Annotated in this window: 8 protein-coding genes; all 8 read right to left on the minus strand. The window is 44.9% G+C overall.

Annotated elements, in window-relative coordinates; genetic code table 11:
* Window positions 1-14: 14 nt before the first annotated feature.
* On the minus strand, window positions 15-881 hold the full coding sequence (locus NSQ29_RS17655; protein WP_341125722.1) for a carbohydrate ABC transporter permease: 867 nt from the start codon (window positions 879-881) through the stop codon (window positions 15-17).
* A gap of 13 nt (window positions 882-894) precedes the next feature.
* Entirely contained in the window at window positions 895-1,791 is an 897-nt protein-coding gene (locus NSQ29_RS17660) for a carbohydrate ABC transporter permease (RefSeq protein WP_042186594.1), read from the minus strand.
* Window positions 1,792-1,877: 86 nt separating this feature from the next.
* The gene (locus tag NSQ29_RS17665) at window positions 1,878-3,251 is read right to left on the minus strand and encodes an extracellular solute-binding protein (protein ID WP_339270038.1); all 1,374 of its coding nucleotides are present in this window, start codon (window positions 3,249-3,251) and stop codon (window positions 1,878-1,880) included.
* Window positions 3,252-3,462: 211 nt separating this feature from the next.
* The gene (locus NSQ29_RS17670) at window positions 3,463-7,374 is read right to left on the minus strand and encodes a glycosyl hydrolase family 95 catalytic domain-containing protein (protein WP_341125723.1); all 3,912 of its coding nucleotides are present in this window, start codon (window positions 7,372-7,374) and stop codon (window positions 3,463-3,465) included.
* Between the two features lie 54 nt (window positions 7,375-7,428).
* On the minus strand, window positions 7,429-8,148 hold the full coding sequence (locus tag NSQ29_RS17675; RefSeq protein WP_341125724.1) for a cohesin domain-containing protein: 720 nt from the start codon (window positions 8,146-8,148) through the stop codon (window positions 7,429-7,431).
* A gap of 49 nt (window positions 8,149-8,197) precedes the next feature.
* Window positions 8,198-13,078, minus strand: a complete 4,881-nt coding sequence (locus NSQ29_RS17680) for a discoidin domain-containing protein (protein ID WP_341125725.1) — start codon at window positions 13,076-13,078, stop codon at window positions 8,198-8,200.
* A 96-nt stretch (window positions 13,079-13,174) separates the two neighbouring features.
* Window positions 13,175-17,140, minus strand: a complete 3,966-nt coding sequence (locus NSQ29_RS17685) for a family 20 glycosylhydrolase (protein ID WP_341125726.1) — start codon at window positions 17,138-17,140, stop codon at window positions 13,175-13,177.
* A 94-nt stretch (window positions 17,141-17,234) separates the two neighbouring features.
* Complete coding sequence (locus tag NSQ29_RS17690; protein WP_341125727.1) at window positions 17,235-22,391, minus strand: endo-alpha-N-acetylgalactosaminidase family protein; 5,157 nt, start codon at window positions 22,389-22,391, stop codon at window positions 17,235-17,237.
* Window positions 22,392-22,451: the final 60 nt, after the last annotated feature.

Below are 22,451 nucleotides of genomic sequence, written 5' to 3' on the forward strand. Positions count from 1 at the left end.
TAACCCTCCTATAATTAACCTTTCAACGCACCTGCTGTTAACCCACCCGTAATTTGACGTTGATACAACACATACATCACAATGACGGGAATCATAGAAATGGAAAGACCCGCAAACAATGGCCCCCATTCCGTTCTGTACTGCATTTCCCCTTGCATAATGGCTATTCCGACAGGAATGGTGTATTTCGCTGGATCGTTGATCAATACTGTGGCCATAATGTACTCATTCCACACCGTTAAAGCATTCATAATTCCTACTGTGATTAACCCTGGCTTCGATAATGGCAACATGATCTTGAAGAAAACGCCGTATAGTGAAGATCCATCAATTGTTGCGGCTTCTTCAAGCTCACGGGGAAGTGCCTTGAAAAATCCAACCAGAAAGAAGATACCGAATGGAAGGATGCCAATAGTTCCGACAGAATAAACAAGCGTGAGCCCTACTAAGGAGTTGGACAAATTCATATCTCCGAGAAGAAAGAACAACGGTATCAATCCGAGTGTGGTTGGAATCATCATTGAAGCAACGTATACAAAATAAAACAGGCCTCTAGATTTAAAGGTAAACCGAGCTAATATATATGCTGTTGTAGCAGCCATAATAAGCGATAACAGTGTACTAGCCACGGTTACTATAATGGAGTTCAGGAAGTAGTCGCCAAAGTTTGCTCTGCTCCACACATTTGCATAGTTTTCAAAACGAAAAATAGATGGGAAATCCCACGGTTTCCCGAGCATAACCTGCTGATTATCCTTTAAGGATGTCAGGAATGTCCAAAGAACAGGATATAAGACTACCAAGCTCCACAAGATGAGGAAAAATCGAACTGCAATTTTTGATATCAGCAGAAGTGGTTTTTTGGCGGGATTATCGTTCAAAGTATTTTCCTCCTTACATTTCAATGGACTCTCGGTGAAGAATGCGCTGCAAAATTAGAGTAGTGATTAAAGATAACAGTAAGATCAGCACCCCGATGGTTGCCCCGTAGCTTAAATGGAACTGTTTGAAGCCCATCTGATACAAATAATAACCGAGCACTTGTGTCTGATTATCCGGGCCACCATCCGTCATCAGCTTAACGATAATAAAGGAGCCGTTCAGTGTTGTGATTACGATGTGAATGATAGAGGTTTTGAATTGCTCCCAAATCAGGGGTAAAGTAATTCGAGTAAACTGTTGCCATTGCCCCGCACCGTCAATACTGGCTGCTTCATATAGCGAGGAAGGAATACCTAGAATAGAAGCGATAATGAGCAGCATATAGAATCCGATACCAGCCCATACACTAGGAGGAAGAAGTGACCACATTGCGAGGTTTGAATCACCTAACCAGTTCGTTTCCACTGGTTTTCCTGTAAATAACGAGATGAATGCATTCAGGAATCCAAGACGGGGATTGTATATAAAACTCCACAATACACCGATAACGGCTACGGAAATGATATTCGGAAAGAAAAACACCACTCGGTAAAAACCGTATTCTTTCAATTTCAAACGGGTCAATGATACTGCGAAAAACGTTGCAAATAACATGATTAAGATGACCTTCCAAAAAATCAAGAAATAATCATTCGAAATGGCTTTTGGTATGATCTCATCCGAGAATAATTGTCTATAATTATCAATACCGATAAAATTCATCGATTCGGAACCGCCTGACCAATCGAAGAAGCTTAAGTACAAGCCTCGAAACAACGGATAAATAGTGAATAAACAAAAGATAGCAAACGTAGGCAGCAAGAAACTCGCAATAAACAAATTACGTTTCCACAATTTATTGTTCTTCATGGGCGTAAGCCATCCTCCCCTTAAATTTGAAAGAACAATCAGAGGCACGTATGTCCTCTGATTGTTTAGAAAGAAGAGTCATGAACTTACTTCCGGATTTTGGCTGCCGCCTTCTCCATACGGTCCATCCATTCTTCTGGTGTAATGGAACCTTGCAGCAATGCAATGGTTGCATCATTCTCAGCCTGCTCAATGTCCGCGGCCAATTTAAATACAGGAGCAACGATCGTGTCACTACCGTTGAAATATTTCATTGCCGTTTTAACAACATCACTTGCGCCTGAAGATTCCAGATCTGCCTTGACGTTCATCAAAGCGCCAGTCAGCTCAGCCCAACGAACTGCGGCTTGTTTCGTAAAGATAAATTCAATAAATGCTTTTGCTGCATCTGGATTTTTAGCCTTCTTTGCAATTGCAATGTTACTAGTGTAAGGAATAGCCACAAATTTACCGCCTGGCTTTTGCATAACGGAAGGAATGAATCCAAATTTGAAGCCTTCTGGAACATCTTTTTTCATTTCATTTTCGAGCCACAAGCCATTAGGAATCATTGCATCTTTATGCTGTAAGAAGAGCATTTGGGAGTCTGTATGACTCATACCGAACGATGCGTTATCGAAATACCCTTTGTCCCTCATATCAACGATCTTTTTCAAGGTATTCGCTACAGCATCATTTTTGAAAGAACCTTCTTTTGCTGCTTCTTGATCCTTCAAGATTTGCGGATTGTCTCCATTCTCAGATACAAAACCTGTATTTAAGAGACCTCCCACGATGTAGTATGGGTATTTACCGGTATGGATGTAAGGATATACGCCATCCGCTTTGATTTTTTCACTTGTGGCGAGGAAGCTATCCCAATCTTTCGGAACATCCCATCCCTTTTCAGTAAACAGGGTTTCATCATAGAAGGTTCCCCATGATCCGAATACGAGTGGAATCGTATAGTTTTTGCCACTGTAGTCTTGTGGAGGTGCGATCAAGTTGCTCGTAAGCTGCTCGCCGTCCACATTTTTCGCATCTTTAACCCAATCTGTAATATCCATCAATTGGTCGTCGAGCACCATTTGCGTTTCGTTCGAGCCTGCTCCATCGATGTATACAACATCTGGCGGATTACCTTGGATCCAGCGGGGCTTCATTTGCTCGTTGATTTGTGAACCTGCGGATTCTTTAATGTTGACATCTGGGTACTTCTTCTTGAATTCACCAATGACTTCTTTCCACCAACCGTCTCCATAACCACCGACAAAGTATTGGATTTCGAGGTCTCCCGCTACTTTCGGCTCTTCAGGCTTGGGCTCGTCTGTCTTCGCTGGCTCAGTCTGCGTCGCAGCTGTTGTTTTCTCGGGAGCTGGAGCTTCAGCCCCATTTGTCCCCCCGCCACATCCTGCCAGAGACAATACAATGGACATCATAACTAGACTTAATGCCGCTTTCTTTTTACCCTTGCTTTTCATTGGCTATCCCCCTCGAATAAACTTGCTCGACTTCTCTAAGCACTTGATTTTACAATTCTGACTGTAATTCCATTAACACTTTTCCATTATATAGGCTATAAAAACGTAACCACATGATCTCTTTTGATGTGGAGTTGATACTTTTTGTCCTATAGAACCTTTTTTGTTTACAAAAGAAGGACACCTGAGTAAAAACTCAGGTGTCCTTCTCTCAATTCAATATTTTTTGAGCAATTGCTGCTAAATCCATAATGTCGATCTTTCCGTCATTATTAAGATCTGCACGCTTAGCCGTCTGCCAATCTACACTGTTCTGATCTTTACCATAGTGCGAAGCTGCAATCGCCAAGTCACCGATGCTCACTTTACCATCCTCATTTAAGTCTCCGGATTTTATCGGCGGCTGCTCATCTGCCTTAATCTCGACTTCGATATTTGAAAGATCGGCTTCTGTCTCCAGTCCATTCGCGTCACCAAATACAGCACTGCTTACCTTTATGCTCGCTAACTCAGACTTCGTCACTGGCTTTGCTTTGAAGTTTAGTTCAAGCACCTTGGCATCACCGGTTAGACCAGTTCCCGTACTAGCCGTGATTAGGCGAATGGTTCCGATTGGATCATTCTTTGATTCTAACACCTGTATCCCATCGTTCATCGATTCGCCCGAGATGTACTCTAGAAGATTCTCGTCGTACTTCAATCGAATGTCTTGCGCATAGGTCGCATCCGTGACATTGCTAACGCCCATGTCAACTGTAAAGGTCTGACCTTGATTTATCGACTTAGGTCCACTTAAAGTTATTGCAGTAGGTTCATTCCGTTCAACAGGAACATATTCGAAAGCATCAATCATCGCAATGGTATTCGAAGAGGCGTTGTTCTTCGCCCCTTTCACGACAATCTTAATTGTATGTTCCCCTTTGGAGAGATCGGATTGTTGGAATAATACCTGCTGCTTCATCGTCGATGGACCATATCCATCAACACCCTCAGCGACTAGCCCTCCATCGAGATACACATCGAAATGTCCGTGGTTTGCCTGCAAAGCGCTGATAAATTTAATTGATGTTCCTGTAAACGTGAACGACGCTGAAGCCCCTTGCTGATTACTATAGCTTTCTGTGCCCTTGTAATCGCCTGCGTCATTGTAAGGACTCCACTTTCCGGTATATACAATCGACGGATCTTTATCATCTACTTTTATTGGAAGCACTGGTGGCTTTACACTGGATACAATCTTATATTGCTGTCCTTTCACTGTTGGGAATTCAATCAAGTTCCCATTCACCGTGAAGTTGATGGATTCCCCGCTTCCTGCGCGAACGACCTTGAATTTATTGGATTGGACAAATCCAGGGTATTTAACAGAAGCCTTATTACCCTGCTTAGAAGTAAGCAAGGCTTCTTTCAAGATCGTACCTTCCCAGCGCATATCCACTTCAAATCCGCCTCTTGCCACAAGTCCTTTAACGTTTCCGGTAGCCCATGCATCTGGTAAAGCAGCTAATAAATCGATACTTCCAGTTTGGCTTTGTAGAAGCATTTCTGCGATTCCTGAAGTTGCTCCGAAGTTACCGTCAATTTGGAACGGTGGATGTGTATCGAACAAATTGTCGAGCGTGCTGCCTCTAAGCTGCTCACCTAACAGTTTATGTGCTCGGTTACCATCAAGCAGACGTGCCCATAAATTGATCTTATTCGCTTTACTCCACCCCGTTCCACCATCGCCACGAGAATTCAAGGTGACTCTTGCTGCTGCAAATAACTCCGGATTATTCACTTCATTAATAAGCGTACCTGGATACAAGCCGATCAGATGCGAGATATGGCGGTGCTGATCTGTTGGACTATCGATATCATTCTTCCACTCCTGCACCTGCCCCCAGCTTCCGACCTGCGGCATCCATAGCTTGCTTCGTTTCTCCATGACCTCGTTACGCAGCTGTTCATCCACACCCAATATTTCACTAGCCTTGATGAACTGTGTGAACAACTCCCAGACTAATTCCTGATCATAAGACACACCGACGGATATATCCCCTTGCTCTGGAGAGTAGGAAGGAGATGATACTAGACTTCCGTCTGAATCTTCGACCAGGTATTTAATCCAGAATTGTGTTGTTTCCTTGATAATGTCATACACTTGGCCTCTTAAAAGATCTTTATCTCCACTAAAAGCATAGTGATCCCACACCTGCTGCACCATGAAGGCGTTAGCAGCCGGTGACCAGCCCCAATAAAAATCAGAGCCTGGCGCAGTATAACCAAATGGGTTGTTGACGGTATGAATCGCCCAGCCTTCCCCTTCAATTCCATGATGTCTTTGGGCTGTTTCCCTACCCGGCTCGCGCAGGGAATCAATATAATCAATGTACGGAATATCGGTTTCCGCTAAGTTAACAACCTCGGAAGGCCAATAATTCATCTGCACATTGATATTCGTATGATAGTCACTGTTCCATGGTGGATTATTTACTTGGTTCCATACCCCTTGTAGGTTAGCAGGCAGTGAGCCTTCCCGGGAGGATGCGATAAGCAAATAACGACCATATTGGAAAAATAATGCCTCCAAGCTTCTTTTCTCTCCGTCACTAGCATTCGTTTTATAACCATTCAAAAGCTCATTCGTAGGAAGATTTGTAGCAACCCCACCAAGTTCAAGTGAGACTCTATCGAACAGTTCCTTATAATCTGTCAAATGGGATGCACGCAACTGATTGAATGATTTAGCGGATGCTGCGTTTAGGTTCGCTTCTACAATTTCTTTTGGCGTCTTATCACTCTTATACGTAGGATAATTATTGGCATAATCTGTTGCAGCGGTCATCAGGATCGTGACAACACTCGCACCGTTCACAGTAAGTTTCCCATCCTTCGCTGTTACAGTTCCTCCTTCATGCTGTACTTGAAGCTGCGCTTCGTATGCCATCTTATTACTGGGTACCTTCCCACTTAGCGTTAGTTTATTTCCTTCACCCTTAACGGTATTAGAGGGCTGAGCACCAGTAAGGCGAACATCAAAGGTCATCGGCTGATTCTCTTCCGTTGTCAGTCTCATGACCAAGACCTTATCCGGATAACTGATGAAATACTCCCGCTTGTATTTTATATTGCCCGAAGTATAGGACACTCTTGCCATGGCATCATTAAGATTCAATTCACGTCGATAATCAGAGTACGTCTGAGCACCGCTATTCCCCGATGCGCTTGTCATCTCCATCTCGGACAATTGAATTTTCGTTCCGCCCTTGCTTACAAGATCGAATTTATAGAATTTATAAGCTGTAGCATTGGAAAAAGTATATGATTTCTTCTGTTTGCGGCTTGCAAACTCTTCATTGGATCTGTTATCTAGCGGGGTCCACTGCTGCCCGTCATTCGAGCCTTTCAGCGTCCAGCTCTTCGGATCCCGATCAGGCACATCATTCCCTGAAGTGAACGAATAGCCGGTAATTACCTTAGCCTCTTCATATGCCCACTGCACCCAAAAAGGTGGTGCTCCATCACCTGAATACCATTTCGTATTTACCGAACCATCGGTTAAATTGGAAATAGGCTCGCCGTATTGTGGATTATCCGAGCTCGCTGTTACCGTATACGCTGACTGACGGTTAAAATCTAAGAACACGTCACCAAATGCTTGATACGCTCCGAAAGAACTATCACCAGCACCCATAACACCAGTAATCTTCCCTACAAGAGCCTTAGCTTCATTAATTTCCCCTTCTTTTAGAAGCTGTCTTATGGTCTCAACATGTTGCTGAGCACCGTCTTTAATACCATATTGATAATTTGAATCTGCTCCAGGCCCACCGCTCCACAGTGTCTTTTCATTAAATTGAATTCGCTCCTGCTCAACACCACCAAATACCATGCCACCCATATAACCATTTCCGATAGGGAGCGCCTGCGTCTCCCAGTTCGTGGCCGGTGCTTGATACCATAATGACAAATCCTGATCTGCCGCAGGCGCAGTTTCAGCTGCCGACTGAACATCTGCATACACTTTTGGACCTAAGACACCATTAGACGGAAGTATGCTGATAAGTAGCTGCGAGCAAGCGATCCATACAGATAGTAGAATTGCAGTCTTTCTGACTAATCTACTTTTACCGATTGGCATGCGTTGATCCCCTCTCATAATAACAACCACTGATTGTAAAAATGAGGCAACCTACTACTCCACAATCTTTTTCGCAAGTGCAGCAAGATCAGTATTATCTATTTTGCCGTCCTTGTTCAGATCTGCGTGATTAATCTTACTCCAATCTGGACTGGAGGAATCCTTACCGTAATGGGCAGCCATGATTCCTAAATCGCCGATACTCACTTTGCCATCGCCGTTTAAATCTCCAGGTAATCCCGTATTTACTGTGATCTGAATGGTTAAGGATGCCGGTTGGAGCACGGATTCTTCCCCTTGACTGTCACTTATTATCGCTTGAGTAAGCCGGATAACTCCCTCTGTGTCTTGTGTTACATCTGCTGCTTTGAAACCAAGTTCAACAATTTCAGCATCGCTAGTAATCGGATACTGACTACCCAAACTTGCCAAGAGAACCCGTAGCTTACCGGGAGTACTTGTAGATGGTTCATTGATAATAATTACGCCTTCCTGCAGTGAGCGGATTGAACCTGGAAGGTATTCCATGACAGCCGGATCAAATTCAAAGGTAATGTCCTGTGCATACACATCACTGGAGACACTGGTGATCCCATACTTCACGGTAAAAGACTCCCCCGGCGCAACAACCTTCTTACTCCCTACTAAAGTAGCAGAAGGTGTAGGATCAGATGCATCTGCGTTCACTACAGGGTTCGTAAAAGATACACAGCTTAAAACCACGGCGATAATGGTCATCATTAACGCCTTTTTGTACCATCGACTACTGTTCAAATTCTTCTCACCTTCATCTTTTAAATTTTGTTCAGGATGTTAGCGTGTGTTATTGAGTTACGATTTGTTTCGCTAATTGAGCAAGATCTGTAATATCGATCTTACCGTCACCATTCATATCCGCACGCTTCGCTTGCTGCCAATCAGGACTTGATGAGTCTTTGCCGTAGTGTGCAGCAACGATACCCAGGTCACCAATGCTGACTTTTCCGTCGCCGTTAAGATCGCCTGATATTCCTGTTTGTTCTGGTTTCACTTTTACAGAGATTGTAGCTGGAGCAGTTGCGGTCTCTGCTCCGTCTTCATCACCTAGCAGTACCTCTGACACGCTGATATTAACGGTAACCGTCTCAGATACTTCTTTTGCCTGGAATGTCAGTTCGGCAATTTGTTGATTTCCGCTTAATCCGTATTCCGCACCTTCACTCGCCATAATCAAACGAAGCTTTCCAGGTGTTTTAATTGTCTCTTCAACAATCGCAACACCTTGGATCAGTGATTTAGCGGACACATAATCCATGCGGTCAGCATCGTACTGAATGGTGATGTCCTGTGCAAATACCTTCCCGGAGATATTGTTCACATCATACCGGACAACAAAAGGCTTGCCGGAAGTAACGGATGCATCAGCACTCAATACGGCTTGCACTTGAGCCGTTTCCTGCTGCACTTGATACACTGTTATCTCGGCTGCGGATGCGAATTCACCCACGCCTTTTACAGCTTCCAGCTTAATGTGAGTCGCTTCCACCGGAGCGAAATTTACTTCCTTGAGCTGTTTGCTTCGCAGCCAGTTCCCGCTTGTCATGAGCGTGTAATTCACACCATCGGTGCTTGTGTACACGTTGTAAGCAGTAATTGTGCCATTGCCTTCATCCGGCCGAGGTAAGTATCCTAGCTTGCTGATGGTATACTTTCCGCCCAGATTCACCATAATCGATTGCGGAAGTGGATCAACGTTAAACCACTTCGTATGCCAATGTGTATCCGGATCGCCGTCCAATGCCAAATTCGGGTCGTTTTCGCCTGCTTCAGAGCTCGTAGCCTCTGCACTCATTTGACTTTGCGGAATTTCGGTTAGGTTGCTTTGTCCAGTAACCGTCACCACACTTGTTGCTGTAAATCCGCCTTCTTCCGTCGTCGCGGTAATCGATGTCGTACCCTGCCCTTTTGGTGTGACCATTCCCTTACTGTCCACGCCGGCAACACCAGGATCACTGCTTACCCACTTAACTGTCTTATTACCGGCATTCTCAGGCTCAATGCTCGCTTTCAATTGAACCGGTGCGTCCAACGCCTTAAGTGAGAGTGTCTCACGGTCAAGCTTTATGCCAGTAACCTTCTGTCCGTCTTCCAGCGGGATGCCGAACAGCTTGAATTCACGAATAGCAGCCTTTGATTGAGCATCAGGCAGTCCGGTGATCGTAATTCTAGCGAATCTACCCTGGCTTCCAAATGTATCCTGAATGGTGCCAGTTTCCTGATTATTCGTTCGATTCGTTACTGTAATCCAATTGGAGTTCGCGGTTTCCCGAACTTCAATTTTGTACTGATAAGCCTTGTTACTGTGTTCAAAAGAAACTTCGGAGGATTTAATGGAATGCATCATACCGAGATCAACCGTCCAGCTATGGCTATTGTTCTTATCCGCTGCTGACCAGAATGTGTCCACATTCCCATCATTAGCGAGGCCAGCCGGATGCGCTTGATCCTCACTGTCCGCTGTAGCAGGTTTACCTTCTGAAATCAATCGAACTTCAGGAGCTGCCTTCGGCGCCTCATAGACATCGACCTCCGAAGCCGAAGCGAACCCTCCAAGTGCAACAGCTGCTTCAAGCTTCACATAGCGGGCGGAAACACTATCGAAAAGGATGTACTTTTTCAAGTTGTTTCTGAGCCAGGTACCACTGGATTCCTTCGTATATAATTCTCCATCCGTGCTGACGTAAAGGTTGTATGAGGTAATGGTTCCGTTCCCAGCATCCAGACGTGGTGCATACCGGAATTGGCTAACATTGCGAACCTTACCTAAATCGAGAATGATGGATTGCGGGAGCTTATCGGATCCATCCCATTTCGTATGCCATGCGGAATTCCGGTCCCCATCAATCGCTTTAGCTGCTTCCGCACCAGGCTGAAAGCTTTTCGCTGAGGCTGTCATCTCATTTTTAGGTATCACTGTCGGTGAAGGCTGTGATAGATCACGATACAGATTGATCTCTGCAGCAGATACGACACCCCCAACAGCTTCTGTCGCTTCAAGTTTCACAAAAACAGCTTCAACTGTATCAAAATTCACCGTCTTCTCTAGTTTGTCATCATTCCATTGTCCACTGCTTACGAGCGTATAGTTGGTTCCATCCATACTCGTATACAGCTTGTAACCTGTAATTGTGCCATCTTTGCCACCGTACTGTCTTGGCAAGTATTTCATTTTATTCACATACTGTTTAATCCCCAGGTCTAAAGTGATGCTCTGCTTACTTCCAGCATTTGCTGAAGAAAGCCATATCGATTCATAGCTGCCATCCAGCACATTAGCTGCCGGCGTATCCGAAGCCGCATTCGTTGCAGTTGCAATCATATCTTCCTGCGGAATACGACTTGGGTCTGTGTCCACCTGAGGCAGCTCAATTTTGACAGCATCTACTAGTGGAGTCGTATCTGCTGTAAAGCCTGCGACTTTCACAACAAATTCCTTATCAGTGGATATGGATGGTGTTTTAATGTACAGGATGCCGCCTTTATCTTGCTTAGCATAGTACCAGCCACTTGTTGCTCCATCCCATGCTGCTTTGGACTGCAATTCAGGATAGGATGTTCCATCTACAGAAACAGCCTCCGGGTGATCTGGCATATGGATTGTAAACTGATTCTTACGTGACTCCAATTTGCCTTTATAGTCACCTACACTTGCTCCAACCTTGATAATCAAGTCTCCACTCCCTTGCTCAGGAGCGATGGAGGTTATTAATGTTTTGGCAAATTTGCCTGTACGATGCTCCTTCGATGTACCATCATCTTCATACATCGTAAAGCTTGACGATTTATAAGGATAAATATCATAAGTAATTGGATCAGGAGGAACCTGACCGTCGTATAACGATTCAGGATACATCGGGATGATAGCCCCGCCCTTTACTAGAAGCGGCAAGCGATCCAGTGGAGCATTGTATTCGTCTAACATTTTCGAACCGTAATGTTCTTCTCCTGTCCAGTAATCAATCCATTTTCCTTTTGGAAGATATATTCCGTTTCGCATAGTCGTGTCGGTATATACTGGCGCAACCAGGAACGATTCCCCGGACATGAATTGATACTGTGTTAAAGTTCCTTTGGAGTTCGGATCATTCGGATAAGAATAGATCATTCCCCGCATGATCGGAGCTCCGGACTCGTAAGACTCATTGAGATAGGTATACAAGTATGGTGTCAATTGCTGTCTTAGCTTCAAAGCATCCCTGTTATAGCTCGTATAAGGTTCTCCCCATACCCAAGGCTGCTTATCTTTGGCTGCCCAACCAGACATGTTCATCAGGATTGGAGTGAAGATCTTCCACTGTAAGTCTCGAACGTAGGTTTTAGCGCTTCCTCCGAAAATCCCATCAATATCTCCGGTTGAGTACGGCATCCCAGATAGCCCTGCCCCGATCATCGACGGGATATGAAATCGAATATACTCCCAGTTTCCCGACTGATCTCCGGACCAGACGGTAGAATATCGCTGGGTACCTGCCCATCCACCAACGGACCAGACATAACCTCTGTCATCAGAGTTATCTTCAATTCCTGTAAACGCCTGTTTGCTGGCACCCAGGGCGAAATCGTATCCAGGTCCCACCCAGGCAACGTCGAGTTTAGCGAGCCTTGTACCCTCTACGCCAACTTCTTGCGCAATTTTATCAACACCATTTTGAGTCCATAGTCCGGTATAGAAACCTTCCTTATGTAGTTCGTCAACGGTGTTGCCTAGATCCGTATAACCGCAACCATATCCGTCATTCGGCAAAATCCAGGCTCCAGGCATATCATTTTCCCGATATTTTTTAGCAATAAGGTTAACGACATCGGAGGTCTTTTCTGGATCTCTGTTGTAACAATCCGCATCACCAAGTCCCATGCCCCAACGAGGAATCAAGGATGGTTTACCTGTAAGATCTGTATATGCGTTCAAAATATCTTTCATTGTCTCACCGTAGAAATAATAAGCATCAAACCGATTTTCGTTATGCGTCAGCTTGACGGTCGAATCAAAATCATAAGTACCGCTTTGAAAAGTGTTACGAAGCACTCCGTATCCTGCAGTACTCAAGTAGAATGGTGCAGGATTCGAAACCGTGCCGCTTCCCCAATCCCCATAGTTGTTAGCGATAGTAATTTTGCGATCACGATGATTGAAGAATCCATTCTGCATACCGCCGCCGTAGAAATATTCATCCTCACCCCGGATAAGCTGTTGTGAGACTGACTGTCCGTTATAGTTCAAGCTAGCGGATTCTTCCCACACCACCGTTTGGTTGTCACTTTTGTACATGGCGAATTTTAACGGATTTTTGTAGGCTCTCAGCACGAATTTTCCTGTTTCCATCTTGTAATACGTACCTTCATCAGACCACTTTACGTTAACAGGTCCGAAATCATCCTTGATGACGATTGGCTCGATCGGCTTTTCCGCGCTTTTTCCTGTCAATTCCTTGAATTGCCCGTTCACACCAAGCCAAATCCGGAACATATCCTCCCGCTGAAAAATCACTTTAATCTTGTCAGAGCCTGACGTAATCTCAAACGTGTTATTATCTTTCTTTACGAAGTCAGAAATGTTACCAACGGAAGCACCATGGGCGGTTTCCGGGCGAATCATGAGCGCTGTAACCATAAGGATCATCAATGCCAGCATCCACATACCAAAGCGATTATAAATTGATCTCAATCCATTCCCTCCATTCAAATGAAGCGGCAAGACAGGATACAGCCTCCACTGTAGTTTGAATTCCTTGTCTTGCCGCTTGGATTCAAGTTGCTATTGTTATTCGATAACAATGTCTTTAGCTATAAGCACCAGGTCCGTCAGATCGACCTTGCCGTCACTATTGATGTCTGCCCGTTTCGCCTTATCCCAATCTGGGTCTGCAGAACTCTTTCCGTAGTTAGCTGCGACAATAGCCAGATCGCCGATGCTGACTTTGCCATCACCATTCAAATCCTTAGAAGGTTCTGGCACTGTTGTTGTAAACTCCACCTGAGCCGAGGAAGTGGCTGCGCTTATTTCCTGTCCATCGCTATCCCCAAGCGTTGCACGCTTTACAGTAATACGTCCGGTTTGGGGTTCTGTCAGATCCTTAGCCTTAAAGGTAATCTTAGCTACATCAACATCCCCTTTAATCGCACTCCCTGAACCTTGGCTAGCCAGAATCAGACGTACAGTGCCTTCTGTATTCTTCGTCTCAAGGATACTCACGCCGTCCACCAACGCATTAGCGGATACATAATCCATTAGTGAAGCGTTGAATGCAATCGTGATATCTTGGGCATACACCGCCTTTGTAACATTGTGTAGGCCTAACGTTATATCGAAATTCTGACCATAAGGAATGGTTTGCGGAGCAGCTAAGCTTGTTGCTGCTTCACCTGGAACCTCCCTTGCCACCGTAATCTTGCTCACCGCTTTATATCCGCCGGATACGGTAGTTGCAGTAATATCAGCGGTACCTGCCTTTAACGCAGTTACGACAGCCTTCCCGCCTTGAACTTGAACAGTCGCAATAGCGGCATCGCTGCTACTCCAGGTCACCTGTTTATTTGTTGCATTCCCCGGTTGAAGGGAGGCACTTAGCGTTTGTGTTTCTCCGGCCTTCATCGAAATCTCAGCTTTATCCAGCTTGATACCGGTTACCGGAACTTCAGGAACGTTATTGCTGTACATAAAATTATCAAACACGGTAACTGAAGGACCGAATACTCTAGCCCCCATTTTCCCAGCGTCTGTTGGGATCTGTGCAATAGCATCATCGAAATAAGTCGTTCCATTGATAATCAGCGTTACATGTTTCCCTTCAAACTTCACTTTTACGGTCGATGTTGTGCCTTTTTTCAATTTGGCGGCCTGAGCATTGCTCAATAAACCGTACGAATCCTGAGCGTTCACCCAGTACCAAGCACCTTGATCAAAGCCTATAGAAGCCCAAGCATCATTATTGACATAGCGCAAAATAACACCCGTTCGTATAACATCACTCTGCGGCGTAATCTTAAACTCGATCTCACCGTCTCCAATGCTCGGAGATTGCTGATCGATAAACAGATTATTTACACTGTTGGAGGTGAACTTAACGGCATGCTCACCCGCTTGATCAGGTGCTTCTACAAGCTCCATACGTCCGACACCTTTACCGATGACATGCTCCCAGCCTTCGAGCGAGTTATTCTCAAAGCTCGCTGAATATCTCACAGGCGCTGGAACTTCTACAGGATCCTCTGGGTTAGGAGCGTAGACTTCAAATTCATACATGGAGTAACCATAGGTTCCCACTCGCTTCGTACCTAACATTCGGACATATCTCGCTTGTTCAGTTGGGAATTTGACAATCTCTACTCCGCCAATGCCAGCGTTAGTCGTGTAAACGTCCCGCCAGTTCTCCGCATTATCGGATACTTGAACTTTATAGCCTTTGGCATAAGCACTTTCCCATTTGAAAATAACCTTGCTAATGTCAGTACTTTGGCCTAAATCAACATAGATCCACTCGTTGTCGGTATATTTAGAGGACCAGCGAGAAGCACCCGTATCAACCTCATCCACTACAAGACTAGCCGGAAATTGAGGTACTTCGACGGAAGAAGCTACTGCTGTTTTGTGAGCAGCTAAATTGATGGTCCAAGCGGGTGATCCTGCTTCCTCCGCAATTTCTTTTCCTGATAGTACCCGATTAAAAATCTTGAATTCATCCAGTAGTCCAGTGAATGCTTTGGATGAACTGCCGATTATAGCCGCAGGTAGCATTGTAGTTACAGCAACAGAGCCTTTTAGATCTCCATCAATATACAGAGAAGTTCCATTTAGATCTCCTCTGAAGGCAACATGTACCCAGCGCCCAACAGGAATCGCTGTATTAAAGCTGTAATCATAGCCCTCTCGGGTGAATCCGGCATTTGGTGTCCCTTTCTGCTTCAGCTTAATTGCACCATATTCGGATTCCATCAGTATTTTTTCATCTGCTTCTTGTTGATCATTAAGCTTAACCCACGTGGAGACCGTCCAAGGGAAGCCCTTTACTTGAAGCGGTGTTTGAATATGATCTGAAGTCCCTGCAAACCGTACGCCTTTTCCTGTTTTTCCATCATCCACGCGAGTAACGCCAGCTCCTAATGTAGCATCATAGGAATTTCCGGACTGATCAGAGACCGTCTGCGCGCCTTCTTCAAATGGATAATGAACAACAAGATCAGTGGCCGTATTCACTTCATGTAATAAATTCGTTCCAGGACCTTCGCCTAGCATCGCTGACAACTGCTGGAACTCGGTGAATGTGCTGTCCGTGGACTGGCCTCTCCACATCTTTTCTGCAAGGACAGGCATCGCTTTCTTCACACGATCGTGGACGTCCGCCTCACTTACTTTCTTGCCCATCATATCGTTCCAAGCCCCAAACATCGCACCGAGCAGGTTCGGCTCACCTTCCTGCAGCTTCGTATTTCCACCAAAGTTGGTTGGGTCCCAGTTATTAAACAACCACTGAGAATCCAGATAATCATGGTAATATCCAGCCTTCGGTACAATGTAGAGCGTGGAATCCACCGTATTGATAATTTTGAATCCATCTCTCACCGATGCTACCGGATCTTGCCAACCGTTATTCCAGGCGTTTACGGCTATATCCTTATCTACTACCGTGGTACCCGGGAATGCATTCAAGCTGCCCCACATTCTTGATTTCTTTCCCTTGCTCTTTAAATGTTCGTTCATCGTGTTCAAAAACTCGCGATACTTCTCAAACGTAGTCCGATCATTAGGTGCGAATTCATCGCCTCCAAAATGAACTGTTTCTGAATCAAACCATTCCCCATCTAAATATTCGTCCCATACATCCTTGATGAAATCGACCGTTTCCTGACGTGTAATATCCAGATGATCGACAGGCAAATTATCCTTAACCAGATCTGGTCTAACCTTTGTAAATGAAAGAGCATGGCTGGGGGTATCAATTTCCGGCGTGATGTTAAGCCCCCGTATTTTGGCGATGTCCTGCAATTCACGCATATCCTGTTTCGTGTAGTGTCCATCCTTTGCCGTTAATTCCGGGTACTTGGTACTTTCTAAACGGAAAGCCGTATATTTGTTCCAATGCTCCCGGCTGTTATCCTTAAAAATCTCGTTATCGTTCAGATGGAGCTGGAAATCATTCATTTTGTAGTAGGACATAAATTTGGCGTAATCCTTCAGGAAGTCTATCGTGAAAAACTTGCGTCCTACATCAAGCATAAAACCGCGTTCTCCATACTTAGGAAAATCCTTCGCTACCCCTTTTACAATGCTTGCCTTCTCAGGATCTTGCTCCAAAATTTGTAGTGCCGTTCTTGTTCCATAGAACACACCGGTCTCAGTGTTTGCATGTATTTCCACATAATCTCCTACTTCAAAGTAGTAGCCTTCCTTGCCAATCGATTCATCAGCTGTCTTATCGAGCCTAAGCAGGAAGTCCCCTTTAGAAGCAGGCTTATTTTGAACAATTGGCAAATCATATCCAGTTAATTCTTTAAGATCCTCTTGAAAGACCTCTGCGGTAGCTGGTAGTTCACATAAACATTCACTCGTGGGGACAACGATTCTGGAACTGTCAGTCATCTTGAAAGAACCACTACCGCCAGTCCACTCTTGTAAACTTGGTATCACTTTTGGTTTAGCATTCTCTGCTTCAGCCGCTGCTGCAAATGGTAGTGGAGTAGAGTAAAGCACTAGACAAAAAACTGTAAAGCCGTACAACCATTTTTTCATCTGTCATCCTCCTACTAGTCAAATCATCAATTTTGAAAAAAACCAGGTACATCATGTTTAGTTACTCACACATGTACCTGGCCTATGACTTTGATTACTCTACAATTTTGCGTGCTACAATAACCAAATCTTCCAATCCGACTTTGCCGTCACCGTCAATATCTGCTTTCTTCGCTTTCTCCCAATCAGGGCTTGCTGAAGTCTTGCCATACTGCGCTGCAACCATCGCCAGATCCCCGATCGTTATTTTACCGTCACCGTTGATGTCGCCTTGCGTTCCTTTCTTACCAATCTCGATATTTACGGAAGAGTTCGCTGCCGGAATTTCTTTACCCTGATCATCTGAAATGATTGCACTCTTAACGGCGATTGCCCCATTTACCGTTTGGTTAACTTCCTTCGCTTTAAAGGTTAATTCGAGGACGTCTGCACTGTTACTAATTCCATGGGTCGCACCTTCACTTGCTACAATAAAGCGAAGTTTACCTGGGGTGCTGTTGATTGAATCAATAACGCTTACCCCACTAATTAACGAACGCGCCTCAACGAATTCCATAACATCCGCTGCATACTCTAGGGCGATATCCTGCGCAAAAATCTTATCAGACAGATTCCGTAGTCCATATTGAACTTTGAACACTTCTCCTGGCTGAACTTGACTTGGCGCTGTCAAAGTAGAGGAAGATTTTAACTCACCGTCTGTTTCTGTTACGATAACCCGACTGGTCGCAGAGAAGCCCCCATCCATTGTCGTTGCCGTAATTAAGGTCTCGCCTACCTTTAATCCCTTAACTAAAGCATGACCTTCTTGCTGTTCAACGGTTGCTACAGCTTCATCACTGCTGCTCCAGAGTACTTTTTTATTCGAAGCATTAAGAGGCTCTATCACAGCGTTCAATTCGCCTGTGCTGCCTACTTTAATCTCTAGCCGTTCTTTATCCATAACGACGCCTGTGACTTTTACTACCTCTGCCTCATCTTCCGTCTTGAACACATTGAGTTCGGCAGCAGATGCGAAGGTACCCACGCCTTCTATAGCCTCAAGTCTCAAATGTGTTGCTTCTATAGCTGTAAAGCGAACAATTTTTGTGGTCTGATCGAGGGACCATGATCCATCTGCAATTTTTGTGAAATTCGTTCCATCAACACTGGTGTACAGGTTATAGCTTGTAATCGTTCCATTGGTTCCAGATACTCTAGGTGAATAATTGAATTGATTAATGTTATATTTGCCTCCGAGGTCCAGAGTAATGGATTCCGGTAAGTGTGCCGGGCTCCATTTCGTATGCCAGATTGTAGACATATCTCCATCGAGTGCTAGACTTGCTTCACCTCCAGGCTGGAAGCTACTGGCCGTTGCAGTCATTTGCGATTGTGGGATTTGCGTGTTAGGCATATACACATTAATCGTCGAGGCTGCACTTTTTTTACTTCCATCCTTAGCGGTAGCAGTAATGATGGCTGTTCCCGCTTGAAGCGCAGTAACTTTTCCGGCCTGATCCACCGATACAATTTCCGGATGGTCAGAAGTCCAGAGCAGTGTCCGGTCCTGAGCATTTGCTGGTTTTACCTGAGCGCTAACAGTGCTTGACTGTCCTTTGTTCAGATCCATCTTATTTGGCGTTAGTGTAATAGTCGAAACAAGTACACCTTCCTCCGGAACGATCGCACCCTCATCATCGACGCGAATGTTATCGACCACCAGCGTACCGGTTAACTCCTTCTGACTGTTCAGCTTGTTTTTGATAATGGCCAGATAGGCATCTTTCGCCCCTTCGGTTGTAAAAGATAGATCCAGCGTGTCGCGTCCTTCTTTCAAATTCTCACTCACCAGATCACGAACTACCCCATTCTCCTTCACTCGAATAGCCACTGTGTACATATCCGTCTCATCTGAATTGTAGTCCATCGTCAGATGGTAACGGTTATCCTCCTTCATTCGGAGCGTGTGAGGCAATGTACGCAGCCATTCACCGGTTGCATCTTCATTCGTTTTAAGCGACCAATTACCATCCAGAACATAATTCATGATCTGATTGTCGCCTTTTTCAACTAAATGCGTACGAACTGGACCTATTTTAGAATAAACGAAGGGACCCCAGCCCTCATCAACGTTCTCGAAATCCTCGAACAATACAGAATTACCAGCGTCTGTCTTGGTTGGATTCTCCCATACTCTTACATCGTCAAAGGTTACCGTCGAACTTCCATCTTCTACATTCAAATAGAGATTTGCGGTTTCACTAACCGCATCAAAGGTAACCTTAATCCGCTGGAAGTTCGTGCTCACATATTTATGCTGCTGGGCTAAAAAGCCATGCTCTGTGTTATCCAGTGTATTGACAACCTTGTCAGCCCCTTGCTTCACACCGATTTCCACGGTGCGTTTCCCATCCACTTTCACCCATACTGATGCAGAATACGTCTTGCCCGGTGTAAGTCCGGTAATCTCCTGCTGAATTACTGCATCACCAGGACCCTTTACTTGAAGCTGGTCATCGGCGTTACTGTTCTTCACAAATTTAATGTGATCATCACTTGCAGCTGTGGTAGATTTCTTCCAGCTGCCGAATGTTTGGCTGTCAAAGCCCGGGTCCTTTACCGAACTCCCTTCGCCCCATACCATTTCCGGCTCTTCAGCAGCTGTTGTCTTATACAGGGCATAACCAATCCCCGGCTGCGCGGTAAGTGTGACTTTACCTCCAGTTACTTCTACACTGCCAACATGCTCATGTCCCAAATCTGTCAGCTTATATAGCTGTGCCGTCGTTACGTTACTCCATGAGTCTGGAAGACTCCAAGTCGTTTGGCCACCTGCTGGATTCCAGTGATAGATTTTTTCTTCTGTCTCAGGACTCCATGGAATAAAGACCGTACTGTCACTAATGTTGCTGCTATCTGTCATGATAGCGATTTCACGACCATCCTTACTTAAATGGATCTTACCGTCCTGCTTACGTTCAACTACAACCTTCTTTTCAAAATCAATACGGTTATCGGTCATCTTGATGATCGGGAAATGCTGCATATATTTTGTTGGTAGATTGTGATTGAAGAATGCCGCACTAGTTGATTGGTAGCTGTAGAATGGAGCACTGTTCTGCCAGTAACCCACCCCTACCTGCTTATTCCCTTTCAGTAAAGGGGTTGTTAAGAAGCCATCCAGCGATTGATTCCGTAGGAAACGGGTAACCTTGCTATCGTCACCTTGGTTCGGGTACCCCGGATCTGTTCCCCAATGAACCCAAGCTGCCTGCTCAAACAGAGGTCCTGCAAATTCTGTTCCGAGCATCCAGCCGTTACCGTTGATATAATCTGCGAGTTTCTTCGCATTGTAATCGGCACCATCATATACATCCACATATACAAACGATAGGTTGTCGCCTGTGTCGCTTTTCAGCATATCCAGACGTCTTTTTAATTCACCGGATTCCACATCTTTGGTTTTGTTAACATAGAATGTTTGATCCAGCCAGCCCCAACCTTTACTCAATGGCTGATTCATATTTTCCATTTTGGTGCCGAAAGCATCCAGCGCGTATTCTGTTGCGTTAATGTGTACACCGCCGCGGATATTGTATTTCTTTCCTTCACTCAAAATATAATTAAAATCCTTCACTCCACCCTGACGGATACCGATATGACCGCCGTAATCTGGGTGAGAGTCATCATGACCTTCCGCTTGATATCCTTTGAATAGAATCAGCTGTCCAAAGCCATCCGTGAGATTAGAGATCTTCTTCGCATTATCAAAAGCACGCAAGAACGGAGAAGTTGTAGTAGATCCGATGTTCATGCTGATATAAGAGATATTGTCCCTTATCATTTCACTGCCGGTTGGAGCATCCGTATTCTGACGATATACAATAGCTCCATCTTGCCAGTCAACAACTTTGTCTCCATTCGCATCTGGAGTCAGTACAACCTTAGCCCAAGGCAGTGGCTCCGGATCAAGCACAGTACTTCCACGATAAACCCATGAGCCTCCTGATAACGCTGCTTTCTTCGTATGGAGTGCTGTATCATCGCCTACCTTAATACGTACCTTATCAAAACCATTTACTACATTGGTGATTACACTCGCAGCTAAGACGTCGGAGTTAACGAATGCGTATGCACGACCCCCACTCACGTCTGCTACTCCTGTCTTAAGATCGTTAAATTCGTCCTGTACAACGTTCCAGCCCCCAGTTATCCGGACAGCCGTTTCCTGCGCTGTAGGCTGGGTTCCAATTACAGAGACAAGGTCATGATCAGGGAATTCGATCGTTCTCACTTTTTCAGTACCATTCTCTTCAATGCTGGCCACTTTGAACTGAAGAATGTTATCCTGAACCTCCATTTCAACTTTGAGATTCACTTTAATTTCTGGAATCTGAAGCGTGTAGGCTGCAGACTCACCATGAGTGGCATCTGCTGCTTTTATACTAAAATCAGAAGCGACTACGAAATAGGACTTCTCGTTGATTTTTATCTCATTAAATCCATTTAACTGTCCATACATTTCCGCGCCGCTGTCTAACCATGTGTATTGTTTAACCCGTGGGAACTCTTTATCGATTTCAACCTTCATCGTATCCGAGCTTAAAGTTTCTGTAATCGTAATCGGCCTCGGTACTGGATCAGTGGATACAATTGGAGTTACCTTCACATCGTCAATCCATAGGGTCTTGTTATTAAACCAGCTGCGTAGTCCAATCTTCCCTGCACTTGTCGATAATGAGGGAAGACTCGTCGTAAGCACGTTATTGCCATCGATCGATAAAGCTACGCTACCTTTCTCATATCGCAATTTGAGGGTATACTGTTGGTCAGCAGCAAAGGTAAAACTAGGAGCCGTAATATTTCCATACGATTCCGTCCCTCCTTTCATTGCATCCCAGCCCCAAGAACCCGCATCATATTGGATAACATTGTAGTTATTGCTATCGACGAATCGGTAGACCAGTCCAAATCGTGTGGCAGGCTGACTAAATTTTAACTTCACCTCATATTCAGCATTGGCAACCTGAGGTGAATCTTGGTCTGCTAAAATAACAACCCCTTGTGTCACCGCCTTTACAGCACCTTGATCCGCAGAAAAAGTAGTGGTCCCCTTAGCTGCAGCCCATCCGCTGATGTTGCCATCATTGTAATCTCTGAAATACACGTCCGATTCTTGAGCCGCGAATACGGCTGCCGATGGCAAGCCAAGCTGTACCCCTAGCAACAACGTCAATAGCAAGCTAACCGCTTTGTAACGTTTTCTCATCTCTACGACCTCTTTTCACTTAAATATAAGTAGAATGAACATTATCAATTCACATATTTC

Origin of the sequence: Paenibacillus sp. FSL F4-0236 (genome assembly GCF_038000135.1) — a bacterium.
In the GTDB taxonomy this organism is placed as follows: Bacteria; Bacillota; Bacilli; order Paenibacillales; family Paenibacillaceae; genus Paenibacillus_AQ.